Origin of the sequence: Bacillus cereus (genome assembly GCF_015071065.1) — a bacterium.
GTDB classification, from domain to species: domain Bacteria; phylum Bacillota; class Bacilli; order Bacillales; family Bacillaceae_G; genus Bacillus_A; species Bacillus_A cereus_BA.
The window spans coordinates 172,865-196,152 of record NZ_VOVA01000004.1 but is presented as its reverse complement, the minus strand read 5'-3'; the positions used below and the strand labels follow the sequence as shown (position 1 = coordinate 196,152).

The window sequence follows — 23,288 nt, the reverse complement described above, 5'->3', positions numbered from 1 at the left end:
ATAAACAGCTTTTATGGAAATAATATCTTATGTATAATACGCCCGCATGACAAAAAAATTACCCCAGCAACCACACCTGTCGCAGTTTTATGATAGTGCGCTGAAATTAATAAATAATATGATATCCCTACAACCCCAATAATAACAAATACACTTGGCACTGGATTGTGGGGGTAATTTTGTATCCCCCAAAACAACGCAAATATAACCGTCGCAACACATAATATCGGTAATCCCATTCCTCTTCCCCTTTATATATCTATTTACTGGTCTTTATTGCTAATACACTCGTCGATGCCATACTCATTATCAGCCTCTTTCTTATTTCTAAATTTCCACTTTGGCCAATAATTCACACCGTAATATACAAACTGTCCCGCAACAAATAGAACAAAAGGTGTTCCAGCACTTCCGTAAACAATTAAATTGTACAAACTCCATATTGCTAAACTTATCACGAAAAATAACCCTACATATTTAAACGCTTTATCCGATTGAAATCTCTCAAACTCATCTTGCATTTTCATTCCTCCTATCGCTATGCTCGTTTTCCCGCCATTACTCCTATGATGAGACTACCAGCAAATAAGAAACTACATACAATGAATATTTCTGGCGTAGGTATGACATCTCTGCCTACGACTTTGCTCGCACCAATGTAAACAATGAGAAGGACAAATGCGAATATAAGCGAGACATTTACATGCCTTTTTATATTTTCATTTACTCGCTCATCTATATCTGGAACTTCCTCTTTTTTGTACTTACGTTTTTTGTAATACGTATACACTGTTAAGAGTAGAATTGCTAAAATGTTACTAACTATTAGCGATAACATCGGTATGGATGGATCCATAATACGAACTAAAACGTCCCCTCCACATAATCCTAAGACAGTAGCGATATACAACTTTTTAGTATCGTTCATTTTCTCTCCCCTTACTCCAGTGTAAATATTTCCTCTACCTTCATTCCAAAATATTTGGCGATTTTTAGAGATAACTCTAGACTCGGATTATAGTGATGGTTCTCAATTGCCACGATTGTCTGCCGTGTCACTTGCATCGCCTTTGCCATTTCAATTTGCGTTATATGATGTTGCTTTCGTAATCCTTTAATTTTATTTTTCACACCCATAGGCTCCACCTTCGAAAGTAAAGATATCTTTACTTTAATTATAAATATTTTCCAAATACAAGTAAAGATATCTTTACAAAAAAAGGTAAAAAAAGAGACATCTACAAGATGCCTCTTTGCTACTACATAAATCCTAATGCCCATACAAGAATATATCCAAGAACCGATAGACAAACCGAGCCAATTAACCCTGCCACAAATGCCTTACTTCCTAATTTGCGGAACGTTTTAAACTCTACATTTAAACCGAGTCCTGCCATCGCCATTGCAATAAGCATGTACGCGATTACTACAATGTATCCGGCAACAACTTCTGGGATAATCCCAAGCGAATGCACCGCACTCATCGCTAAAAATCCGAAGATAAACCAAGGAATCGGAATGTCGCGCCACGATCTTTTTTCTTTGCTTCCCTCGCTCTTGCCAAACCATAACCCAATTAAAATCGCTACTGGCACAAGCATCGCTACACGCGTTAATTTCACGATAACTGCAATGTCTACAGCCGTGCTACCGCCTGGCGCCGCAGCCGCAATTACGTGAGCAATTTCATGCAGCGTCGCTCCTGAGAACACTCCGTATCCGTATGGAGATAAGCCAAGAACCGGATATAATAACGTATAAATAAGCGTAAATATCGTACCTAAAATAGCAATAATTGCGGCACCGACTGCCGTTTCATCATCCTTCGCTTTCACTTGCGGTGCAATTGCCACGACCGCGGCCGCGCCGCAAATTGCTGTCCCGCATGCTGTTAAAATCCCAAGTTTCTTTTCTACTTTAAATACTTTCGTTAGTCCATATACAACGAAAATGGTAAATGTAATAACAACCGCAGCGATGACCAATACTTTCGGTCCCGCCTTCGCAATATCAACAAGATTTAACCGCATTCCAAGTAAGATAATCCCAAAGCGAAGCAACTTCTTACTTGCAAAGTTCGTCCCCGCAATCGCTTCATGAGGGACCCCAATTGCTGCGCGCCAAACCATCCCAATTAGAATAGCAATCACTAATTGTCCCATAATATTTAAAAATGGCAGCTCCGCTAAATATTTCGCTGCAATTGCGATTAATAATGTAATCCCAATACCTTGCGAAAATCCAAAGCCCTTCTTCTTTTGTATAACAAGTGTTTGTTCCACTTTGTACCACCCCAATAATCGTATTGGAACATGCATGTTCTTTCTAGTTACATTATAAGAGAATTTTTATAATAAGTTTAATATCAATATTGAATCCCTATCATCAGAAATACTTATGATAAAATAAAAGCAAAAATAAAGGGAGCCTAACAAATGAACGTCGACATTTTAAAAATCTTTGTTACTGTCGTTGAACAAAAACATTTTTCGCGTGCTGCGGAACTATTAAACCTTTCACAACCCGGCGTAAGCATGCACATTCGCAACTTAGAAAATGAGTTTGGAACTACACTTATTCAGCGCTCCCCAAAGCACGTCCAAGTTACGGAAGCTGGAAACATATTATACATACACGCAAAGCAAATGCTTTCACTTTATGAAGATGCGAAACAAGAAATTAATGAATTGCACAACGTCGTAACGGGAACGCTGCGAATCGGCGCTAGCTTTACAATTGGCGAATACTTACTTCCGAAAATACTTGCGCGCTTTGCGAATGAAAATCCGCACGTCGAAGTTCATACATTTATCTCCAATACAGAAGAAGTTTTGCAAAGCCTTCGCTCTAATCAAATTGATATCGGCTTAGTGGAAGGCCAAGTCGTATACGCTGACGTAGATGTTGAAACATTTATGCAAGATGAAATGAAACTTGTCGTCCCGCCAAACCATCCCTTGCTCGATACCGAGAAAGTAAATGAAAATACTCTCCAAGATCAAGTCTGGGTATTAAGGGAGAGTGGTTCTGGCACACGTGCCTATAGCGATCGCTATATACACCAACATCATTTAAAAATGAAACGATTCTTTACATTCAGCAGTATACAAAGCGTGAAGGAAGCAGTCGCTGCCGGGCTTGGCATCGCTATACTTTCGGATTGGACCGTGCGGAAAGAATTATTAGCCAAAGAACTATTCCACGTCCCTGTGCCTAACGAAAAGCTAATCCGCCCGTTCTCCATCGTACGCGGCAAATATTTCATCCCTTCTAAAGCCATTCAAGTCTTTTTAAATCATGTAGATTCTTTTGCAAAAAAACAGAGTTGACCTTCACATTAGTGTGAAGGTTTACAATACATTTAAAAGGAGTGAAACACAGTGCGAATTGGGGAGTTATCAAAAGAAACTGGCGTTAGCGAAAGATCACTAAGACATTATGAAGAAAAGGGATTACTCCCTTCAAACCGCCTCACAAACGGCTATCGTGATTTCGATAAAAGTGCCATTGAAAAAGTAGAGCTTATTCAAATGTACTTACAAATTGGCTTAAATTTAGAAGAGACAGCAAGAATGCTGCGCTGCCTTGAAATCGAGCCGCACCTATACGAAAATCCATGCAGTAGTATTCTTGCACTTTACGAAGATAAACTATGTGAAGTTACGAAACAAATCGAATTGCTCTCTAGTATTCAAGTCAATTTGCAAAAACACGTTTCACTCCTAAAACAAGCAAAAGAAAAGGAATGATTACATGTTCGTCATACACGGCAGTTCAAGACAAAACGGGAACACTGAAACTCTAACACATATGATGGTTGATGGGACCGAAGCAGAGCACATTTATTTGCGAGACCATACCGTCCACCCTATTACAGATCAACGCCATGATGCAGAAGGATTTCAACCTGTAAATGATGACTACGAGCAGTTAATTGAGCACATGCTAGAGCACGACACAATTATCTTTGCTACACCGCTATACTGGTATGGAATGAGCGGCCATATGAAGAACTTCGTTGATCGCTGGTCACAAAGCTTACGTGATAAAACCCTTCATTTCAAAGAGAAAATGAAAGGCAAAAAAATGTACGTTGTCATCGTTGGCGGAGACAATCCGAAACTGAAGGCATTACCACTTATTGCCCAGTTCCAGTACATCTTTGATTTTGTCGGTTCTTCATTTGAAGGTTATATTATTGGGGATGCGAATGGACTGGATGAAATTAAAAACGATGTGGAAGCACTCACAAAGGTACAACTGTATAATAGCGAATTCAAAAATCAGAAACAGAAATAAGTTTGACAAACCCATTTGTATGCGCATACAATAAAAATAATATTATGAAAGGAAGGTACTTTGACCAATGAAGTTCTAATTCTCTTATTTATTTCATCCATCACAAATAGTGAACAAAAATGATGAAAACTAGCAGGGGATTAGTCTGTCCATTTGTCGATACTTTCTTTCGATACGATCATGTAAAAAATCGTTTATTTATGTACGATTTTTACATTGAAGGGCGACGTTTATCCTCTCTAGTGAAACTAGGGAGGTTTTTTTATGACTATTTTAATCGCACGTAATATCGAAAAGAGCTTTGGTGATCGCACCATATTTACGTTACCATCACTAGAAATTCAAGCAAACGATCGTATAGGAATTGTCGGAGTCAACGGAGCTGGAAAATCTACGTTATTACAAATATTAAGTAAAGAAATAGAAGCTGACAAAGGAACAGTAACTCATCATAGTTCTATCGCCATCATTCCTCAGCTTAGCGAAGAAATACCGGAAATCGCTTCTTCCCTCGCTAAAGGAAAATGGAATATTTCAAGCGTCGCAAATTCAATGAGCGGCGGTGAACGAATGCGCCTAAAGATCGCCCATGCCCTCGAACAAGATGCAGGCATTCTATTTGCTGATGAGCCAACAAGTCACTTAGATATGTTTGGTACAGAGCAATTAGAAAAGGCATTTTTATCTTATAACGGTGCACTTGTTTTAATATCGCATGATCGTGATTTTTTAGATGCCATATGTACAAAAATCATCGAAGTTGAAGACGGTACTATCCAAGAGTACAAAGGAAATTATTCAAACTATCGAAAGCAAAAAGAACGTGAGCGAATACAAAAGCAAGCAGAATATGATCAATATATACAAGAAAAAAATCGGTTAGAACAGTCAATTTCACAAAGAAAGCAACGTGCTTCTAGCATGACAAAAATCCCCACACGGTTCAGTTCATCTGAATCTAAACTTTATAAGTTAAGCGGGGCTCATGGGCAAGAAAATGTTAGCAAAGTAGCGAAAGCACTAGAAACACGCCTCGAAAAGTTAGAAAAGAAAGAAAAGCCGAAAGACTTTTCTCAAGCTCAGTTTGACGTACAATACCATACACCCATTCATAGTAAAGTCGTGGTGCAGTTTAATAAAGCAACAAAGAAAATAGGTGACCGCACACTATTTAAAAATATGAATGGAACTATTGCCCCTGGTGCAAAGCTTGCTATTTTAGGCGCAAACGGAAGCGGAAAAACAACTTTGTTCAACATGCTTCTCACAAACGAGCGTGGCATTCAGCTTTCGAAAAGTTGTAAAATTGGATACTTCGAACAAACACTATCAATTTTAAAAACAGATAAAACAATTTTAGAAAATGTTCTAGAAGAAACAAACTATACCGAAGCGTTCGTTCGAACAATACTTGCAAGACTCCTTTTCCGCCGTGAAGATGTCCATAAACCTGTGTACGTCTTAAGTGGTGGTGAACGAATGAAGGTTGCACTCGCAAAAGTATTTTTAGGAAACTATAATATGCTTCTGCTCGACGAACCGACAAACTATTTAGACTTGGCAACGCAAGAAGAATTAGAAAGCATGTTACAAGAGTATCCTGGCACTATACTTTTCATTAGCCATGACCGTGCCTTTATTCGTGCTGTTGCAGACCATATTATACAAGTAGATGAGAGCGAACCAAGAATCTTCCACGGCAATTACGAGCAATACACCAAAAGAACCACCCAAGCTTCTGTAAACGTTACTGAACAAGAATTATTACGATTACAAACAAAATTAACAGAAATCATCAGCCGGATTTCTATACCCAATCATCACGATGACATCACAATTCTCGAACAAGAATACGAACAATTATTAGTTCAAATTCGAAAGTGTCAAGAAGCTCTCTAATGTCTTCCCTATATATCGACGGAACCTTCCGCATTTCCCAAGAAATATCCAGGCTTCGACATAGAATATCAACCTACCGATAATGTAAGACACGATAACAGCATCACTAATAACAAAAAGCCGTGCACCAGCACGGCTTTTCACTTTATATACGGACAGCAGTCCCACTCACCGCAACCATTAGCATCCCTTCGCGAACTACTTCGTAGTCCACGTCGATACCAACAATCGCGTTCGCATTTTTTTGTCTTGCGAGAGTTTTCATCTCTTCCATTGCAATGTCGCGCGCTTCTTTTAATTTACTTTCGTAAGCGCCCGCACGGCCACCGACAACGTCGCGGACAGAAGCGAACAGGTCACGCACGATATTCGCCCCCATAATTGCTTCGCCATTGACGATATCAATATAATCAATAATCTCTTTTCCTTGAATTGTAGAAGTTGTTGTTACAATCATGCTTTATAGCCTCCCCTATAAGATTTTCACTTACTTATGGTGCACTAATTCAGCAGAAATTATATTTACGAGCTAAACTGTGCCTCATATAATCGGCTATACCCTCCGCCCCGCTCAATCAATTCATCATGTGAACCTTGTTCTGCAATACCGTCTTTATTTACAACGACGATGCGATCTGCATTTTTAATAGTTGCAAGCCTGTGAGCGATAACTAATGTTGTACGGCCGACTGATAGTTCAGCAAGTGATTTTTGAATAGCAAGTTCTGTCTCTGTATCTAGCGCAGAAGTTGCTTCATCTAAAATTAAAATTGGCGGGTTCTTCAAGAACATACGGGCAATTGCTAAGCGCTGCTTTTGTCCTCCTGAAAGTTTCACACCACGCTCACCAATAACTGTCTCTAAACCGTCTGGTTGCGAGTAAATTAAGTCCTCCAACTGGGCACGTTTTACCGCCTGCCAGATTTCAGCTTCTGAAGCTTGTAAGTTTCCGTAAGCGATATTTTCACGAATTGTTCCTGAGAATAAGAAAACATCTTGCTGCACAATTCCGATTTGCTTACGAAGTGACGATAGCGTCATCTCTTTCGTATCAATGCCATCAATTTGAATCGATCCAGATGAGTGTTCATAAAAACGTGGTAATAAACTACATAGTGTTGTTTTCCCTGCCCCTGATGGCCCAACGAAAGCAACTGTTTCACCTGCATGTATTTTCAAACTAATATCGTTTAAAATCGGCTCTTTATTTTCATATCCGAACGTAATGTTATGGTATTGAATATCGCCGTGTACATGTTTTACTTCGATTGCATCTTTAGAATCTACAATATCCGGCTCTGTTTCCAGAAGTTCTACATATCTTTTAAAACCAGCGATTCCTTTCGGATAACTTTCAATAACCGCATTAATTTTTTCAATTGGGCGGAAGAAAATATTCGTTAATAAAACGAATCCAATAAATCCACCGTACGTTAATTCACCTTGCAGAACAAACCATGTACCACATATTAATACAAAGAGTGTTACAAGACGCATCAGCATATAACTAATCGATGAATTTAACGCCATAATTTTATACGCCATTAATTTTGTTGTACGGAAACGAGCATTGTTTACAGCAAATTGCTCTTTCTCAAACTTTTCATTTCCGAATGCTTGTACAACGCGGATACCACCAACATTGTTCTCGATACATGCATTGAAATCAGCAACGTCTGAGAATAAACGTCTAAACGTACCTGTCATTTTTTTATTGAAGTACAGTGCCAACCATAATAAGAATGGAATTACGAAGAATGTTAGAAGCGCTAACTTCCAGTTAATCATCATCATAAATGAAAATGCTCCGACTAAAGTCATAATGGCAATGAATAAATCTTCTGGTCCATGGTGAGCAATTTCCCCAATTTCCATTAAATCGTTTGTAAGACGTGAAATTAAATGACCTGTTTTATTATTATCAAAAAATCTGAATGATAGCTTTTGAATGTGATCAAATAATTTCTGTCTCATATCGGTTTCAATGTTAATACCAAGCATATGTCCCCAATATGTAACAACGTATTGCAAACCTGCATTTAACACGTAAACTACGAATAAACCGAAACAAGCCCATAAAATAAGCGTCCAGTTTTGCCCTGGTAATAACTTATCAATAAATTGATTTACGATAAGCGGGAAACCAAGTTCGAGTAAGCCCGCGATAACTGCGCAAGAAAAATCGAGTATAAATAAACCTTTATACGGTTTATAGTAAGAAAAAAATTTACGTAACATATCTTTCCTCCCTTTTCAAAATTAAAAGACTCTCTAAATGATAACCATTATCAAATAATTATTCAAGTTATCCGTCTATGAAACTAAAAAAACCTTCATCTGTTTTTGATGAAGGTTTCCATTTTATTTTATATCACTTCTGAATTCCACTCGTGCTCTTGCTGAACAAACACAACACCTAATTCATGATGTCCCCCGGCGTATAATGCCGTTTGAGCGAGACGAAGCTCACCATTTGTATCTATTACTTCTAATTTACAAAACGCTCCTGTCGTCTTCGTTTGAAGCGCGTCATAAAACTCTTCGGTACTTCTTGGAATGACTCCATTTACTTTCGTAATAACTTCCCCAGGCTTTAAATTCATCTCTGCCCCAATTGTATTCGGAATTGTATCTAACACAACAAGTCCATCATTACGTGCGGCAAAGTATGCTGGCCTTGTCTCATCTACAATCTTCTCTTGCATCGAGATCGTGAAGCGCCCAAGCATTGCGACTCCCATCGCGATAATTGCAAGTACATGCCACCAGTAACTTGCGATACCTAAAACGAGTACGAGCCCTGCTAATCCATAGACACGTCTTCCTGTAAATAATAAAGCTTCCGTCGGCTCATAACTTCTAACCTTTCTCATAAATCCAATTAAAAATGGAACGAGGAATAAAGAGTATGTAGTCGAGCCTATTGAAACGACAGGCCACCAAGAAATAAATCCTGTCACCGCGTCGCCTGGTATCAGAATAAATACTGGTACAAGCCATAAACGATTTGATTCATGTAGTCCAATTCGTAGCCCACGCTTACCTTTGTTAATTTTTGGCGTAGAATAACGAACTGCATTTTTAGAGATTAATAACCCCTCTACAACGAGCATAACGCCTAATAAAATAGCAAGGGATACAATCGTACCCTCTTCACCTTCTCCAAGCTGTAAGAAGGAAACTGGCATCTTAGACGACAACAATACAAGTGCAATAGCGATTCCGAAAGTATAAGCTACAGATAAATATCGATACATAGCAGTTAATCCGAATAATAACGTCCAAAGTAAAATTACCCATAAACTCGCTTTTGAAACAACAAGCCCGAGCCCAATCGTAATAATAGATACGATTAATCCGTACCCAATACCTGCAAATAGAGTTGTTCGTAGTTCAAACCAAATATCATATACTTTAAAAGAAAAATCTTTTCGTTCTCGTAATATACGTAAGTATCCAACGAAGATACTACTAATTAAAAATACATAGACAGCAGGGTGTAAGAAAAAACGTCCAACTGCTCGTAGTATTTCAAAAAGCCATGCCTCCACGAATTCATTCACCACCATTTATATCATTTTTTCTTTTTATCTTATCATAACTAAAGAAATGTTTGTTTAACACATAAAAAAATACAGGCATCAAAGTGCCTGTATTCTTTCTTATTTCGCTATTAATTTCAATGCGGTTTGTAATTGTAAATCATTTTCTCCAGAACGGATTTTTTCAATGATTTTAGTTTGAATCACTTCAGCTGTCTTTTTATCGAGTTGTCCTGTTGCTTCCATCTCATTCGCATTTTGGAATGCTTTTAGTGCTGATTCTGTCTCTTTGCTAAAGTATCCATCTTCACGTCCTGGTACATATCCTAAGCTCTTAAGCATTTCTTGCGCGTGTTTTACTTGTACATCATTTGAATTGTATGAAAGTGTCTTTTCAATTTGAATTGGTGTCGCATGATAATAATCTGGTTGCTTCACTTCTATAGTTGGCGCGATTCCTTTTTTATGAATCCAATTGCCATCTGGTGTTAACCATTTAAACATTGTTAATTTAATGTTACTGCCATCTTTAAATGGAACAGCTTGTTGGACAGTACCTTTACCAAACGTTTTTTCACCAATTAAATCGTATCCTTCTCCCTCTTTCAGCGCACCCGCTAAAATCTCTGAAGCAGAAGCACTTCCATTATCAATTAATACTGAAATTGGATATGACTTTCTTTCTTTCAGTTCAGTAGAGAATTTCTTCTTCTCACCATTTCGCTGTTCTACTTGTAGCATTGGCTTTTTATCTGTCATGATGTCTCCTAGTATTTCTTCTACACTATTTAGATAGCCACCAGGATTACCACGTACGTCAATAACTAAGCCTGCTATATGTTTCTTCTCTAATTCTTTTAACTGATCCTTAAATTCTTTCGCAGTATTTTCAGCAAAAGAAGTAATTTGCATATAACCGATATCTTTTCCGCTCTCTTTCTTTACGGAACTAAATACAGTGAAAATCGGAATCTTTTCACGCTTAATTTTAAATTCTATCGGATCAGCCACTCCTGCGCGCTTAATTTCAATTGCAACAGTCGTTCCTTTTTTACCACGAATTTTTAATACTGCTTCTTCACGTGATAAATCTTTCACACTATTTCCATCTACAGATAAAATTTGGTCATTCGGTTTAATTCCTATCTTTTCTGCTGGTGAACCTTTAATTGGCGATACGATAATAAGCTTACCGTCCGTCTTGTTCACTTCAGCTCCAATCCCTTCAAGTTCAGGATCCAGTGACTGACTAAACTGTTTTGCCGTTTCTTTATCCATATACGTGGAATAAGGGTCCTTCAGCGTAGACAACATTCCTTGTATCGCACCTTCGACTAATTTGTCGTCTTTCACGTCTTCCACATAACGTGAATCAATTAGTGCATACGCCTCATTAATCTTTGCCAAATTCCCTTGCGCTGTGCCAGCATTGCCATTCGATACTGTTTGCGTTACATACGCTGGGTTTATCCCAAACCAGTACATACCACCAAACATCCCGCCAGCACCAATTAAAAATGCAACAACCATTCCAATAATTGCAACTCTACGTTTCAATGCGGAATTCCCCTTTCCAGAACACACAGGTGGTGTAGCAAAAGGCATCACACGATGTGTGATGCCTTTACCTATTTCTACTATATGATAAGCTTGTACGAATTATGTTTGCAACTTTTTATACTTTTAAGAAGCGACGAATTGACATTACACTTCCCCACATACCGATTAATGCACCGATTAACATTAATAAACCAGCTAATTGGAATACGAATGGGTTGTATGGTAGAAGCTCGAAAATTGTTCCGCCAAGTTTTTCATTAAACACACCTTGCAATGAATTATACATCACTAGAATTATGCCAATTGGAATAATTGATCCTAATACTCCTAGGAATAATCCCTCTAACAAGAATGGCCAACGAATAAACCAGTTTGTTGCACCAACAAGTTTCATAATTTCAATCTCAGTACTACGAGCATAAATCGTAATTTTAATTGTGTTAGAGATTAAGAACATCGCTGTGAATAGAAGACCAGCAATTAACGCAATCCCAATGTTACGACCAGTTTTTACCGTATCAAATAATTTTTCAACTTGACCTTTACCGTATTGAACATTACTTACAAACTGCATTTTCTCAATCTTCTTCGCAATTGTTGCCGTATCTGTTGGTTCTTTCGCCTTTACAACAAATACGTTTTTCAGTGGGTTATCTTGCTCAAATAACTCGAACGTTTTTCCACTATCGCCTAAGCTTTTAATTAAACGTTTCAACTCTTCTTCTTTAGAAGAATATTTAATAGAATCTACTTTCGCAATTTTACTCATATCTTCTTCTAATTTCTTTTGATCATCTTCTTTTGCTGCTGGATCAACATGCACACGAATTTCTACATCTTGCTCTACTTTCGTCGCAAAATGGTTCATATTCATAATCGCTGTCAAAAAGACACCTACAAGTAATAATGTAACTGTTACTGCACTTACAGAAGCAAATGTCATCCATCCGTTACGGGATAGATTTTTCACACCTTCTCGCAAATGTCGACTAAGGGTTTTAGCCTTCATATCCGTATCCTCCCTCAATCTCGTCTCGAACAATTCTTCCGCCTTCAATTGCAATTACACGATGACGAATTGTATTTACGATATCTGCGTTATGTGTCGCCATAACAATTGTTGTACCACGCTCATTAATACGTTTAAAAATCTTCATAATATCAAGCGCTGTTTCAATATCTAAGTTACCTGTTGGCTCATCGGCAATTACAACCTTTGGTCTATTTACAATCGCTCTTGCAATCGCCACACGTTGTTGCTCTCCGCCTGAAAGTTCACCTGGAAGTGCATCTGCACGATCATCTAGACCTACAAGACCTAACACTTCTGTAACACGCTCACGAATCGCTTCCTTCTCTTCTTCAATTACTTCTAAAGCAAACGCTACATTCTCATATACCGTTAATTTAGGTAGCAATTTAAAATCTTGGAAAATTACGCCTAATTGACGACGGAAATATGGAACATCTCTTTCTGCCAATGTTTCAATTACAAGTCCATTTACATTAATTGATCCTGTAGATGGCTTCTCTTCACGATACATCATTTTAATAAATGTAGATTTCCCGGCTCCACTCGGTCCAACTACGTATACGAATTCACCTTGTTTAATATTAACTGTGAGACCAGCAATGGCTTTCATACCATTTGGGTACTCCTTATAAACATTCGTCATTTTTATCATTATTTATCACCCAATACTTAATGATTTTTTTCGAAATACTTTTCTGTACATTTGAAAATAAAAGACAAACCTTTATTTTCGCTCGACCATTCTTGTTGAAGGTAGCTTCCATACATGCCTTTTATTAGCAACGCTACTCTATGTAATATATTTCATCAAAATTCTACAAACCCCATTGTAACATCAATCGGTTTCCAATTCGGATACAATTTTGTTACAGTTATGTTACATCCCAAGAAAAAGTAAACGAGCTCATGTGATTACTTAACTCGAAGCACTTTTCGGTCAAGTTATACAATCAGCTCGTTTATTAATTACGTTTCTTATTTATGCTCCGCTAACCATTCAGCTACTTTTTTCGCATCTTCACCTTGAATAAGTCCAGGCGACATTGAGCCGCGACCTTTTTTAATAATTTCTTCGATATCTGCAGCGTCATACTTACCGCCTACTTTTCTTAAATCAGGTCCAGTTGCTCCTGATAAATCTTTCGCGTGACAACCTGCACAACTTCTTTGGAAGATTTGTTCTGCACTATCTGTGCTTGCAGACTGATTCGAAGACTTACTCTCTTCTTTATTTCCACATGCTCCTAAAGCAAAAACGACTGATGTCCCTAACGCAATAGCCAACAATTTCTTTTTCACTTCTATCGCTCCCCATTGTTGATATTCTTTTTATTCATAACTAGGCTATAATCTTCATAACACATTCAATATTCATTATAAGCATTATCTTTATATAGAAAAACTAAGGTGTATTTCATATTTTTTACAAATATAGTGAGAACCTTAATAGAATAAAGCTTTCATAAATTGTTTCAATTCTGTGAACACATTAGAAAGTTCTATAAAGAACCTTTTTCTCCAAAATAAAGCAGAGAAATTCCATATAAAGTCCTACTCTATTATCACTCTGTTTTACTATTCTCTACTTTTTACAAAACAATATACGGCATTGTATTCTACATATAATCTCATCAAAAAGAGAAGTTGTAGCCTCCAACTTCTCTTCCTCTTTATTTCATCAATATAAATAAGATAAACCTCTTTATATCCTCTTTTACCTCAGCTTGCGCCAACAATTCTGTTGGCTTTTTCTCTTATTAAATGCGAGAACGTAAATACGCATCAATAAATGGATTAATTTCTCCATCCATAACTGCTTGTACGTTACCAATTTCTGTATTTGTACGATGATCTTTTACAAGAGAATACGGGTGGAATACGTAAGAACGGATTTGGCTGCCCCATCCAATTTCTTTTTGCTCTCCGCGAATCTCATCTAATTGCGCTTGTTGTTCTTCTAGTTTCTTTTGATATAATTTTGCTTTTAGCATTTTCATCGCATGCTCACGGTTTTTAATTTGAGAACGCTCTGACTGACATGTTACAACCGTATTTGTTGGTAGATGCGTTATACGAACTGCTGAATCTGTCGTATTAACGTGCTGTCCGCCTGCACCACTTGCACGATACGTATCTATTTTCAAATCTTCTGTACGCACTTCAATTTCAACTTCATCATTGAATTCAGGTACAACTTCACAAGATACGAACGATGTATGACGACGACCTGAAGAATCGAACGGTGAAATACGTACAAGACGATGTACACCTTTCTCCGCTTTCAAGTAACCGTAAGCGTTATGACCTTTAATTAATAATGTAACACTCTTAATACCAGCTTCATCGCCCGGTAAGTAGTCAACCGTTTCTACTTTAAACCCACGTTTTTCAGCCCAGCGTGTGTACATACGTAATAACATAGAACCCCAGTCTTGTGACTCTGTTCCACCTGCACCTGGATGTAATTCTAAAATAGCGTTATTTTTATCATAAGGATCGCTTAATAGTAACTGCAGCTCGTACTCATTCATTTCTTGAATTAAAGTTTTCACTTCAGATTCTAATTCCTCATGTAAATCTTCATCATACTCTTCTTTAAGTAGGTCATGCGTCATTTCTAAGTTTTCGAACGTCTCATCTAACTGACGGAACCTTCCAACCATATCTTTCAGCGCATTCGCTTCATTAATTACAGCTTGTGCGCCTTTTTGGTCATCCCAAAACCCTGCGACCATCATCGTTTCTTCTAATTCTGCAATTTGTTTTTCCTTAGTAGGGAGGTCAAAGAGACCCCCTAAAAGCCGCTAATCTCTTAGCCATTTTTTCTAATTCTTGCCTAATTTCTACTAATTCCATTTCCTTCACCTCTATGTAATTGCTGTTACTTTCATATGAAAACAAGGGAAACTCTCTCCGCTTATTACGGAGAGAGTTTCATCCTTTTTATCCCGCTATTTGCAGGCAGTAAAAGCCCGATTGGTGAGGGCTAATAATCAGTGGGGAATGAAAAAAACTCACTGATTAAAGTTTCACTTTATTATACATTTTTGATGTAAAAATTTGCAAAGCAGTCTAAACTACAGTTTCCTATTACTGCCCAATGCCACAACAGTTTTTATATTTCTTGCCACTACCGCATTTACATAAATCGTTGCGTCCCATTTGGTCACCTTTTACAACCGGTTTTTTCTTCGCATCTTCGCCATCGCTTGATGGATGAACAGCTTCACCTTGAACAACTTCTTGACGCTCTAAGTTTTGCTCGATTTCAGCTTTCATAATGTAACGAGAGATTTCCTCTTCAATAGAAGCAATCATCGACTCGAACATTGCGAACCCTTCCATTTGGTATTCACGAAGTGGATCGATTTGTCCATAAGCACGTAAATGAATACCTTCACGAAGGTGATCCATTGCATCGATATGATCTGTCCATTTCGTATCTACAACACGGAATACAACAACCTTTTCGAATTCACGCGTCTGCTCTTCAGGTAGAAGTTTCTCTCTTTCGTTATAACGCTCTAATAATTTCTCGATGATTGATTCGCTCATTTCTTCTGGAGCAAGGCGACGTAACTCTTCTTCTTTTACATCTCCTTCTTCAAGAAGGCTTGTATTTAAGTAATCGACAAGACCTTTAATGTTCCAATCTTCTTCGATTTCTTCTTGCGTATGAAGTGCAACAGCACGTTCTATCGTAGATTTCATCATACCTTCAATAATGCTGCGTAAGTTCTCTGAATCCATTACTTCTTGACGCTGTTTATAAATTACTTCACGTTGTTGACGAAGTACATCGTCGTATTGCAATAGCTGTTTACGTGCATCATAGTTATTTCCTTCTACACGTTTTTGTGCAGATTCTACCGCACGAGAAACCATTTTACTTTCGATTGGCTGTGAATCATCCATACCAAGACGATCCATCATCGCTTTCATATTGTCAGAACCGAAGCGGCGCATTAGTTCATCTTCCATTGATAAGTAGAACTGTGTTACACCAGGGTCCCCTTGACGACCAGAACGACCACGTAACTGATTATCAATACGACGGCTTTCGTGACGCTCTGTACCGATAACTGCTAGACCAACGTTTCTAATGTCCTCGCCTAACTTAATATCCGTACCACGACCAGCCATATTCGTCGCAATTGTTACAGCGCCTTTCATACCAGCTTCTGCAATGATATCTGCTTCACGCGCATGGTTTTTTGCGTTTAAGATATTATGACGTACACCTTTACGTGTTAACATTTTTGAAATAAGCTCTGACGTTTCAATTGCAACTGTACCAACAAGAATAGGTTGCCCTTGCTTATGACGATTTACAATATCCTCAACAACTGCATTGAATTTACCTTCCATTGATTTGAAAATTAAATCAGCACGGTCATCACGAATAATATCTTTATTCGTTGGAATTACGATAACATTCATATTGTAAATACTACGGAATTCTTCTTCTTCCGTTTTCGCTGTACCAGTCATACCAGATAATTTTTCGTACATACGGAAGTAGTTCTGGAACGTGATTGTTGCAAGCGTCATACTTTCATTTTGAATTTCTACGCCTTCTTTCGCTTCAATAGCTTGGTGTAAACCTTCGCTATAACGACGACCTTTCATAAGACGACCAGTGAATTGATCTACGATTACGATTTCGCCTTCTTGTACAACATAATCTGTATCACGGTGCATAACAACGTGTGCACGAAGCCCCTGATTAATATGGTGAAGAAGTGCTACATGTTTTAAATCAAATAAGTTTTCAATATGGAAAGCTTTCTCTGCTTTCGTAATACCATCTTCAGTTAACATTACATTTTTCGTTTTCACATCAAATGAATACTCTTTTTCATTTTCTAATGTACGAACGAATGCATTTGCAAACATGTATAGCTCTGCTGATTTTTGAGCTTGTCCAGAAATAATAAGCGGCGTACGTGCTTCATCGACTAAAATAGAATCGACTTCATCGATGATAGCAAAATTAAGTGGACGCTGAACGCACTGCTCTCTATATAACACCATGTTGTCACGTAAGTAATCGAATCCAAGCTCGTTATTTGTGCTATACGTAATATCAGCAGCATAAGCAGCTTGTTTTTCTTCACGTGACATGTTATTTAAGTTAATTCCTACTGTTAAGCCAAGGAACTCATGAAGTTGTCCCATTTCACTCGCATCACGTTGTGCTAAGTATTCATTGACTGTAACAATGTGAACACCTTTTTCTGTTAAGGCATTTAAATATACAGGTAAAGTCGATGTTAACGTTTTACCCTCACCCGTTTTCATCTCAGAGATATTTCCTTCATGTAAGGCGATACCACCCATTAGCTGTACGCCATATGGACGCATTCCAAGAACACGATTTGCTGCTTCACGAACAACCGCAAAAGCTTCAGGAAGTAGATCATCTACTGTCTCACCTTTTGTTAGACGTTCTTTAAATTCAATCGTCTTTCCTTTTAATTGTTCATCAGTTAGCGGCTTAATAGATGATTCTAATGCATCAATTTGCTCCACTGTCTTCTGCATACGTTTAATTTGGCGTTGGTTGACATCAAATACCTTTTTTAAAATACCGATCATAGGAAATACGCTCCTCTTTTATTAAAATAAAACTTCCGATTGCTTTCTTTTTCTCTTTACAATCAGTCGTTATAACAATCAAATTTATGTTATGCCAATTTTTCTCCTAATTTTAAAAAACTAAAATGTATATACCTAATGATAATTGTAACACTTGTCTTATAACTATGACAACAATCGTCCAAATGTGAGGTCTTATATTCAGAAAAAGTTTTTATTCCATTTGTTCCAACAAACTAATATTTCTTTTTTCTATCTCTCTATTTCAAGTTCACACTACACATTTTGTATTAAATCTAAATAATCTTCTTTCAAGTTCGCTTTTAAAGAAGAGCGCTGGAATCAATTCCTTAGTAAAATTTAAATCGCCAATTACAAAAAGCCGGAGATTTTGCCGGTGCAGCATCCATACATACTCACACCAAGCGCAAAACCTTCGACTTTTGATTCTATAAATAACAGATGTTGCTATGTTGCAAGATCTACTCAAGCACAGCACCCAAAAATAACCTTAAAATCTATCGGTATTAATAAAGAAAAAAACAATATACTTAATACATTTTATATAGAACTTTTTCTTTTTTTTACAATTACCTTCAAATTAATACTACTAATAAATGTTATTAATTTATTGGTATTTCTAATTCATGATGTTTCCCTTTCTTATCCTTCATAAAAGAAATGAATTTCACTTTAGTTGATTCATTAGAAAAATTTTTATAATTTTTACCAGGGTCATCTCCTATAAAATAATTTGTCCCTATATATCCTCGTACTGTTTTACCAGCAGGTATGAAAGGATCAAACTGATATTTTTTAGGTAATTCCATTGAATAAGGAATTAAATTATAAAACTCTCCTATTTTAGAATAAAATAATGTATTGGAAATAGACTTACTACTAAGCAAGTTAATATCATGATTTGTTGTATTTGTAATATTTAAAGGTAAAACATACGTCATTACTTCACGGTCTTCATAAGGATCATACGTTTTTATTGGTTCAAGAGGCTCAAGTGCATGAAACGTAACTCCTTGTCCATCTTCAAAAGTTCTATTAGATAAAAACTCATCTTTTACCACTTTATAAGATTTATTATTTTGATTTACTATTTTAAATCTAAAAAAACTAGAAAGTACAAATAGGAACAAAACACACGATCCAATTACTATTAATACATGTTTTCTTTTCACTATTAATCTACCAACTTTCCATTATTAACATGTACAATACGATCTACTATTTCATTATCTAGAACATGCACATCATGACTGGCTACAATAATAGTTGTTCCTTTGGATTTTTCTACTTTCAAAATACCCAAAATATCTTTTACCCCATCACTATCTAAAGCATTAGTAGGCTCGTCTAATAACAATAATTTTGGTCGTTCCATTAAGGCTTGCGCTATCCCTAAACGTTGCTTCATACCTAAAGAATATCTTTTATACTTTCTCGTATCTAATTTATCCAGTCCAACTCTTTGAATAATGTTATAAATTTCCTCATCGGAAATTTTATTGTTAATTGATGATAAAAATTTCAAGTTCTGAAAACCAGTATACCCTGGGATAAAACTTGGATATTCAATCAATATTCCCATAGAGTCAGGAAATTGCTTTTGTTTTCTAATCATTTTATTATCTATATAAACAAATCCGGAATTTAAACGCATTAACCCTGATATCGCTCGTAAAATCATCGTTTTACCAGAGCCATTATGCCCCTTCAAAACTAAAAATTCGCCTTTTTTTACCGATAAACTAATATTATCTAACACAATATTTCCTTTTAATTTTTTCATCATACATTCACATTTAATATAATTATCCATAAATTATTCACCTATCACATCTAGTTTTTTAAAACAAAAACTACCTAACAAAATCATTACAGCAACAATTACTACTCCTATTAAAAGCAAATCATTACATTGAATAGATTGATAATTACCTGAATTCAATTGAATTGAACTATGATCAACAAAATACCAACGATTTGGCATAACAAAAGAACCTAAAAAATAAGTACTATGAAAGAAAATAGACAAAAACAGATACATCAATAGCAATAAAAAAACAATAGTTACTGGCATATAAAACGTTAAAAATTCAAAAACTAAAGCTAATAAAAAGCTTATAATAATTTGAATTAGCATAGTACCTAGTACCTTATAAGAAAACTGACTATATAAATTCAAAAAAGAATGCTCTCCAAAAGTAAGCAAATAGTAAACCGTAAACCAAATAAAATACATAACAATCCAGATACAAATTATATAAAAGAGCAAAGATATTATTTTCGTTAACCAAAGAAAATGCTTCTTCTTAACACGAGGAAATAAATAAACACCATTATGTTGAATATCAGAAAAAGCAAAATTCCATACCAACAACAAAGGAACGATTTGAAAAAAAATCCAATAAAAAGGGATAGAAAATCGCCCCTCCTTATAAAAATGAGATAGATCAACAAAGTCTACTCCATGAAAAAATCGATAAAAGGTAACATCTACTAATAAAGCTTCTTTACCATTAATAGGAGACTGATTATATAAAAAAGCAAATACAATAACAGTGTAAATTAAGAATAAAAAAGTCATTATCTTGATGGAATCTCTAAACCTTACATGTAAATCTCTTTTTAACAAATAATATAAAATCATAATGTAAACTAGATCACCTCTGTTTCATCATTCATAGAAATATAACTTTTTTTAGATAAAATCCATACACTTATAAAAAAGATAGAAAAACATCCAAATAAACGTATAAATAAACCAGTAGCATCTTCAAAGACATTTATATAAAAAACATTTGTAAATAAAAATCCATGTAATATAAATCTATCTAGTAAAATAGTAGTGATCATACATATTATTACAAGTAAACTAGGTAAAAATAATTGCAACAAAGCACTTATCATACATATAAAAATATTCGCAAATAATTGAATACAAAATAATAATGGATAATTCACAGAAATACTATTTACAGCCATCATATTTGACATCAAAAATAACTGTAAAATCATACTCCCAGCAAAAAAGAAAACAAAAACTAATAATTTCAAATAATATATAGAAACTAATTTCAATGCATTATTCACTCTGTAAACAACATAAATACTAAAAAAATTCGACATAGAATATACAGAAAAAACGATTGTTAAAGGAATAAATATAGTCGACAAATTATAAAACGACATAACCTTATACAAAGTTTCCAATTCGTTCATTTTCTCTTTTACAATTCCAGGTTCAAAATAATTGAACAAGCAACCAATGATACTGACATTAAGTAAAAAGAGAATACTTAACCAAACATATTTCATCCTTATAGTTTCTTTCATTACATTATAAAAGAACATGCTTCCTACTCCCCCGTAAATAAAGAACTACAGAACAAAACCAAATACATAACAGGACACTAAGAAAAATTTGTAATTCAAAAAAGCCGAAATCTTTAATTAAATAATCTTTAGGATTGAGAATCCCTTTTCCAATACCAAGCCAAAAAATATGTAAGACAAGTGGAACTAAATAAATAAAATAAACTCGTTTTATAAAAAACGAAACTGATAAAGCCAAACTTGAAAAAACCGCACCGTATAAACCATTTAAAAATACATACATTAGAAAATATAAAGTAGGGTACTCATAATAAACCGTATTAAATTGAGCTGTTGGTGAAACAGTAGCAGCCATATAATTTAATATTGGATGCGGAGCAACTGTTGGATACGTCATTGCATATAAATAAAAATTAAATAGTAAAGGGAAACTTATAATAAAAAAAGATACAATGAAATTAATAAAATAAAGTAGCTTAAAATAATAACCTGTTCCCATTTTAGAAATAACAGGATAAATAAACCCATAATTTTTATCAATTCTATAAATTCCTGCTACAGCCATTGCAGAAAGCATAGGAAATATAAGTAGATAAAACTCACTATAAAATGATAATCTATTCAAATGTAAAATATTAGATAAATATGGGGATACCTTTATAATCCCAGCATCGTTAAATCCTTTAGTTGTTACAAACATAGCAATATATTGAGCAATAACAATTACTAACATAATAAATAAAGATAACCAGAACATCCTACCTTTTAAAATCCTTCCTAAAAAGTAACTCATCTACAGCTCCTCCATAAACCATTAATTAAATTTAAATCTTTTTAATATGAATAATTGATCCGCAACACTATAACATTCATTCTCTTTATTTATCCAAATGTAACGAAAAGAAACATGTGCTTTCTCCCCCTCAAACTTAGGAAACATAACTTCATACTGATAAACATCATTTGTATCTTTTCTTTTTACACTCTTAACTTCTTGTTTCCACTGAATTACTTTTCCATCAGTTTGTTCAATCCGTCCCAAAAGATACGTTGGTTTTTTCTTATTCGTAACACCCGTTAAAAAAACATAATAATTTTCCGGTATAACTCCTGACTTTAATTTTTTATTTGAAAGCTTACTCTCTATTAAACTATCATTTCTTTCTATTTGCCCTTGAAAGAAATCATCACCATTTTCACTTTCCAAAAACACTTGTTCAAAAATAGTATTTTTATTATTTTCTTGCAACTGAATACTTTTTAAATTTTCTTTTTCCGTTAAATTATCTTGAATATTTACAATAGGCTCATCCATTTCCTTTTGACAAGAAGCCAAGAAACAAATACTCAATATAAAAAAACATAATAAAATATATTTTGAAATAAGCTTCATTACAGCTCCTCCTATTTTTAAAAATTAAATAGCAGAAAAAGTCGTATAATCTAGATTAGGAACTATACGACTTTTTCTAGCGCTACAAAATAAATAAGTTCAATTTATAATTTCTAAATCAATATTCAGTGTAAGGTCCATTAGGTTTTCTACTATCAGGGCTCCAGGCAGTAGGATAAAAATTATTTTCTCTAGAGTAACCACCAAACCTAACTGGAACATTTTTCCCGTAACTTTCTACCGCATGATTCATGAAAAGATAAGTTTTATATGGTTTCACTTCTCCTTCATGATCACCTGAAACATTTCTCCAATCCCTATTATCTTTATTTCTATTTTTATCCGCCTCTGCCCAAACTTTGAAAGGGCCACCGCCATTGTCACTATCCTTCACACGCATATACATAGAAGAAGTATTCTCTTTAGCACGTGCATTAGTATAATCATATGCATTCCAAAGTCTAAAGGTAAAGTTCACGTGATCATCCTTTGTATCAGCTTTAGCTGGTTCAGTTAAAGCAAAAGTACTAGCTAAAATACCTAAAGATAAAACAGATCCAAACATAAAACGACTTTTTTTCTTAATGCTCAATATAAACACCTCCGATAATTT

The 23,288-nt window shown here is 35.5% G+C and carries 25 protein-coding genes and 1 pseudogene; 5 read left to right on the top strand and 21 right to left on the bottom strand.

The window, feature by feature from the left end; genetic code table 11:
- Positions 1-11: 11 nt before the first annotated feature.
- From FT637_RS14240 to FT637_RS14220, 5 genes are all read right to left on the bottom strand, one after another.
- On the bottom strand, positions 12-239 hold the full coding sequence (locus FT637_RS14240; RefSeq protein WP_193646864.1) for a hypothetical protein: 228 nt from the start codon (positions 237-239) through the stop codon (positions 12-14).
- A 24-nt stretch (positions 240-263) separates the two neighbouring features.
- Entirely contained in the window at positions 264-521 is a 258-nt protein-coding gene (locus tag FT637_RS14235) for a hypothetical protein (protein WP_193646863.1), read from the bottom strand.
- 17 nt (positions 522-538) lie between these two features.
- On the bottom strand, positions 539-928 hold the full coding sequence (locus FT637_RS14230) for a hypothetical protein (RefSeq protein WP_193646862.1): 390 nt from the start codon (positions 926-928) through the stop codon (positions 539-541).
- Positions 929-939: 11 nt separating this feature from the next.
- Positions 940-1,137, bottom strand: coding sequence for a helix-turn-helix transcriptional regulator (locus FT637_RS14225; protein ID WP_193646861.1), 198 nt, complete (start codon positions 1,135-1,137; stop codon positions 940-942).
- Between the two features lie 122 nt (positions 1,138-1,259).
- Positions 1,260-2,282 carry a YeiH family protein gene (locus tag FT637_RS14220; protein ID WP_193646860.1) on the bottom strand — a complete coding sequence of 341 codons (1,023 nt, stop codon included), beginning with the start codon at positions 2,280-2,282 and terminating at the stop codon, positions 1,260-1,262.
- 153 nt (positions 2,283-2,435) lie between these two features.
- Between FT637_RS14220 and FT637_RS14215 the strand changes: the two genes are divergently transcribed.
- The 4 genes from FT637_RS14215 to abc-f all read left to right on the top strand — a co-directional run bounded on the left by FT637_RS14215 (position 2,436) and on the right by abc-f (position 6,198).
- The gene (locus FT637_RS14215; protein ID WP_193646859.1) at positions 2,436-3,329 is read left to right on the top strand and encodes a LysR family transcriptional regulator; all 894 of its coding nucleotides are present in this window, start codon (positions 2,436-2,438) and stop codon (positions 3,327-3,329) included.
- Positions 3,330-3,380: 51 nt separating this feature from the next.
- Positions 3,381-3,749 carry a MerR family transcriptional regulator gene (locus tag FT637_RS14210; protein WP_193646858.1) on the top strand — a complete coding sequence of 123 codons (369 nt, stop codon included), beginning with the start codon at positions 3,381-3,383 and terminating at the stop codon, positions 3,747-3,749.
- Between the two features lie 4 nt (positions 3,750-3,753).
- Positions 3,754-4,299 (top strand): flavodoxin family protein, encoded by a 546-nt coding sequence (locus FT637_RS14205; protein WP_193646857.1) that lies wholly within the window; start codon positions 3,754-3,756, stop codon positions 4,297-4,299.
- Between the two features lie 264 nt (positions 4,300-4,563).
- Positions 4,564-6,198: a ribosomal protection-like ABC-F family protein gene (gene abc-f, locus FT637_RS14200; RefSeq protein ID WP_193646856.1), complete on the top strand. Its 1,635-nt coding sequence runs from the start codon at positions 4,564-4,566 to the stop codon at positions 6,196-6,198.
- A gap of 145 nt (positions 6,199-6,343) precedes the next feature.
- Here abc-f and FT637_RS14195 read toward each other — a convergent pair whose 3' ends face one another.
- The 9 genes from FT637_RS14195 to secA form a co-directional block, all read right to left on the bottom strand.
- A complete protein-coding gene (locus FT637_RS14195; RefSeq protein WP_002112849.1) occupies positions 6,344-6,655 on the bottom strand; it encodes a heavy metal-binding domain-containing protein in 312 nt (103 codons plus the stop codon).
- 65 nt (positions 6,656-6,720) lie between these two features.
- The gene (locus FT637_RS14190) at positions 6,721-8,436 is read right to left on the bottom strand and encodes an ABC transporter ATP-binding protein (protein ID WP_193646855.1); all 1,716 of its coding nucleotides are present in this window, start codon (positions 8,434-8,436) and stop codon (positions 6,721-6,723) included.
- Positions 8,437-8,564: 128 nt separating this feature from the next.
- Positions 8,565-9,749: a PDZ domain-containing protein gene (locus FT637_RS14185; RefSeq protein WP_193646854.1), complete on the bottom strand. Its 1,185-nt coding sequence runs from the start codon at positions 9,747-9,749 to the stop codon at positions 8,565-8,567.
- A 111-nt stretch (positions 9,750-9,860) separates the two neighbouring features.
- Positions 9,861-11,345 (bottom strand): S41 family peptidase, encoded by a 1,485-nt coding sequence (locus FT637_RS14180; protein WP_193646853.1) that lies wholly within the window; start codon positions 11,343-11,345, stop codon positions 9,861-9,863.
- A gap of 70 nt (positions 11,346-11,415) precedes the next feature.
- A complete protein-coding gene (ftsX, locus tag FT637_RS14175; protein WP_193646852.1) occupies positions 11,416-12,309 on the bottom strand; it encodes a permease-like cell division protein FtsX in 894 nt (297 codons plus the stop codon).
- Entirely contained in the window at positions 12,299-12,985 is a 687-nt protein-coding gene (gene ftsE / locus FT637_RS14170) for a cell division ATP-binding protein FtsE (RefSeq protein WP_193646851.1), read from the bottom strand. The genes ftsX and ftsE overlap by 11 nt, the downstream gene beginning before the upstream one ends.
- A 323-nt stretch (positions 12,986-13,308) precedes the next feature.
- Positions 13,309-13,632 (bottom strand): cytochrome c551, encoded by a 324-nt coding sequence (gene cccB / locus FT637_RS14165; protein ID WP_193646850.1) that lies wholly within the window; start codon positions 13,630-13,632, stop codon positions 13,309-13,311.
- A gap of 458 nt (positions 13,633-14,090) precedes the next feature.
- A protein-coding gene (gene prfB, locus FT637_RS14160) for a peptide chain release factor 2 (RefSeq protein ID WP_193646849.1) occupies positions 14,091-15,189 on the bottom strand; the annotation gives its coding sequence in 2 pieces (ribosomal slippage) (positions 14,091-15,116 and positions 15,118-15,189; 1,098 coding nt in all).
- A gap of 234 nt (positions 15,190-15,423) precedes the next feature.
- A complete protein-coding gene (gene secA, locus FT637_RS14155; RefSeq protein WP_193646848.1) occupies positions 15,424-17,931 on the bottom strand; it encodes a preprotein translocase subunit SecA in 2,508 nt (835 codons plus the stop codon).
- Between the two features lie 366 nt (positions 17,932-18,297).
- On the opposite strand from secA, the pseudogene FT637_RS29910 reads away from it, so the two are divergent.
- Positions 18,298-18,499: pseudogene (locus FT637_RS29910) on the top strand (integrase); the annotation flags it as partial.
- 55 nt (positions 18,500-18,554) lie between these two features.
- Here FT637_RS29910 and FT637_RS14150 read toward each other — a convergent pair.
- From FT637_RS14150 to FT637_RS14120, 7 genes are all read right to left on the bottom strand, one after another.
- Positions 18,555-19,013: a hypothetical protein gene (locus tag FT637_RS14150; protein ID WP_319805949.1), complete on the bottom strand. Its 459-nt coding sequence runs from the start codon at positions 19,011-19,013 to the stop codon at positions 18,555-18,557.
- A 113-nt stretch (positions 19,014-19,126) separates the two neighbouring features.
- Positions 19,127-19,765: an ABC transporter ATP-binding protein gene (locus FT637_RS14145; protein ID WP_193646847.1), complete on the bottom strand. Its 639-nt coding sequence runs from the start codon at positions 19,763-19,765 to the stop codon at positions 19,127-19,129.
- Between the two features lie 3 nt (positions 19,766-19,768).
- A complete protein-coding gene (locus FT637_RS14140; RefSeq protein ID WP_193647023.1) occupies positions 19,769-20,533 on the bottom strand; it encodes a hypothetical protein in 765 nt (254 codons plus the stop codon).
- A 71-nt stretch (positions 20,534-20,604) separates the two neighbouring features.
- On the bottom strand, positions 20,605-21,300 hold the full coding sequence (locus FT637_RS14135; protein WP_193646846.1) for a hypothetical protein: 696 nt from the start codon (positions 21,298-21,300) through the stop codon (positions 20,605-20,607).
- On the bottom strand, positions 21,287-22,075 hold the full coding sequence (locus FT637_RS14130) for a hypothetical protein (protein WP_193646845.1): 789 nt from the start codon (positions 22,073-22,075) through the stop codon (positions 21,287-21,289). The genes FT637_RS14135 and FT637_RS14130 overlap by 14 nt, the downstream gene beginning before the upstream one ends.
- Before the next feature lie 21 nt (positions 22,076-22,096).
- Positions 22,097-22,675, bottom strand: a complete 579-nt coding sequence (locus FT637_RS14125) for a hypothetical protein (RefSeq protein WP_193646844.1) — start codon at positions 22,673-22,675, stop codon at positions 22,097-22,099.
- A gap of 118 nt (positions 22,676-22,793) precedes the next feature.
- On the bottom strand, positions 22,794-23,267 hold the full coding sequence (locus tag FT637_RS14120) for a hypothetical protein (protein WP_193646843.1): 474 nt from the start codon (positions 23,265-23,267) through the stop codon (positions 22,794-22,796).
- Between the last annotated feature and the right edge of the window lie 21 nt (positions 23,268-23,288).

Coding starts and splice junctions, on each gene's coding strand:
- FT637_RS14240 (WP_193646864.1), bottom strand. CDS start 239: ATGGGATTACCGATATTATGTGTTGCGACGGTTATATTTGCGTTGTTT.
- FT637_RS14235 (WP_193646863.1), bottom strand. CDS start 521: ATGCAAGATGAGTTTGAGAGATTTCAATCGGATAAAGCGTTTAAATAT.
- FT637_RS14230 (WP_193646862.1), bottom strand. CDS start 928: ATGAACGATACTAAAAAGTTGTATATCGCTACTGTCTTAGGATTATGT.
- FT637_RS14225 (WP_193646861.1), bottom strand. CDS start 1,137: ATGGGTGTGAAAAATAAAATTAAAGGATTACGAAAGCAACATCATATA.
- FT637_RS14215 (WP_193646859.1), top strand. CDS start 2,436: ATGAACGTCGACATTTTAAAAATCTTTGTTACTGTCGTTGAACAAAAA.
- FT637_RS14205 (WP_193646857.1), top strand. CDS start 3,754: ATGTTCGTCATACACGGCAGTTCAAGACAAAACGGGAACACTGAAACT.
- abc-f (WP_193646856.1), top strand. CDS start 4,564: ATGACTATTTTAATCGCACGTAATATCGAAAAGAGCTTTGGTGATCGC.
- FT637_RS14195 (WP_002112849.1), bottom strand. CDS start 6,655: ATGATTGTAACAACAACTTCTACAATTCAAGGAAAAGAGATTATTGAT.
- FT637_RS14190 (WP_193646855.1), bottom strand. CDS start 8,436: ATGTTACGTAAATTTTTTTCTTACTATAAACCGTATAAAGGTTTATTT.
- FT637_RS14180 (WP_193646853.1), bottom strand. CDS start 11,345: ATGCCTTTTGCTACACCACCTGTGTGTTCTGGAAAGGGGAATTCCGCA.
- ftsX (WP_193646852.1), bottom strand. CDS start 12,309: ATGAAGGCTAAAACCCTTAGTCGACATTTGCGAGAAGGTGTGAAAAAT.
- ftsE (WP_193646851.1), bottom strand. CDS start 12,985: ATGATAAAAATGACGAATGTTTATAAGGAGTACCCAAATGGTATGAAA.
- secA (WP_193646848.1), bottom strand. CDS start 17,931: ATGATCGGTATTTTAAAAAAGGTATTTGATGTCAACCAACGCCAAATT.
- FT637_RS14145 (WP_193646847.1), bottom strand. CDS start 19,765: ATGGATAATTATATTAAATGTGAATGTATGATGAAAAAATTAAAAGGA.
- FT637_RS14140 (WP_193647023.1), bottom strand. CDS start 20,533: ATGACTTTTTTATTCTTAATTTACACTGTTATTGTATTTGCTTTTTTA.
- FT637_RS14135 (WP_193646846.1), bottom strand. CDS start 21,300: ATGTTCTTTTATAATGTAATGAAAGAAACTATAAGGATGAAATATGTT.
- FT637_RS14130 (WP_193646845.1), bottom strand. CDS start 22,075: ATGAGTTACTTTTTAGGAAGGATTTTAAAAGGTAGGATGTTCTGGTTA.
- FT637_RS14125 (WP_193646844.1), bottom strand. CDS start 22,675: ATGAAGCTTATTTCAAAATATATTTTATTATGTTTTTTTATATTGAGT.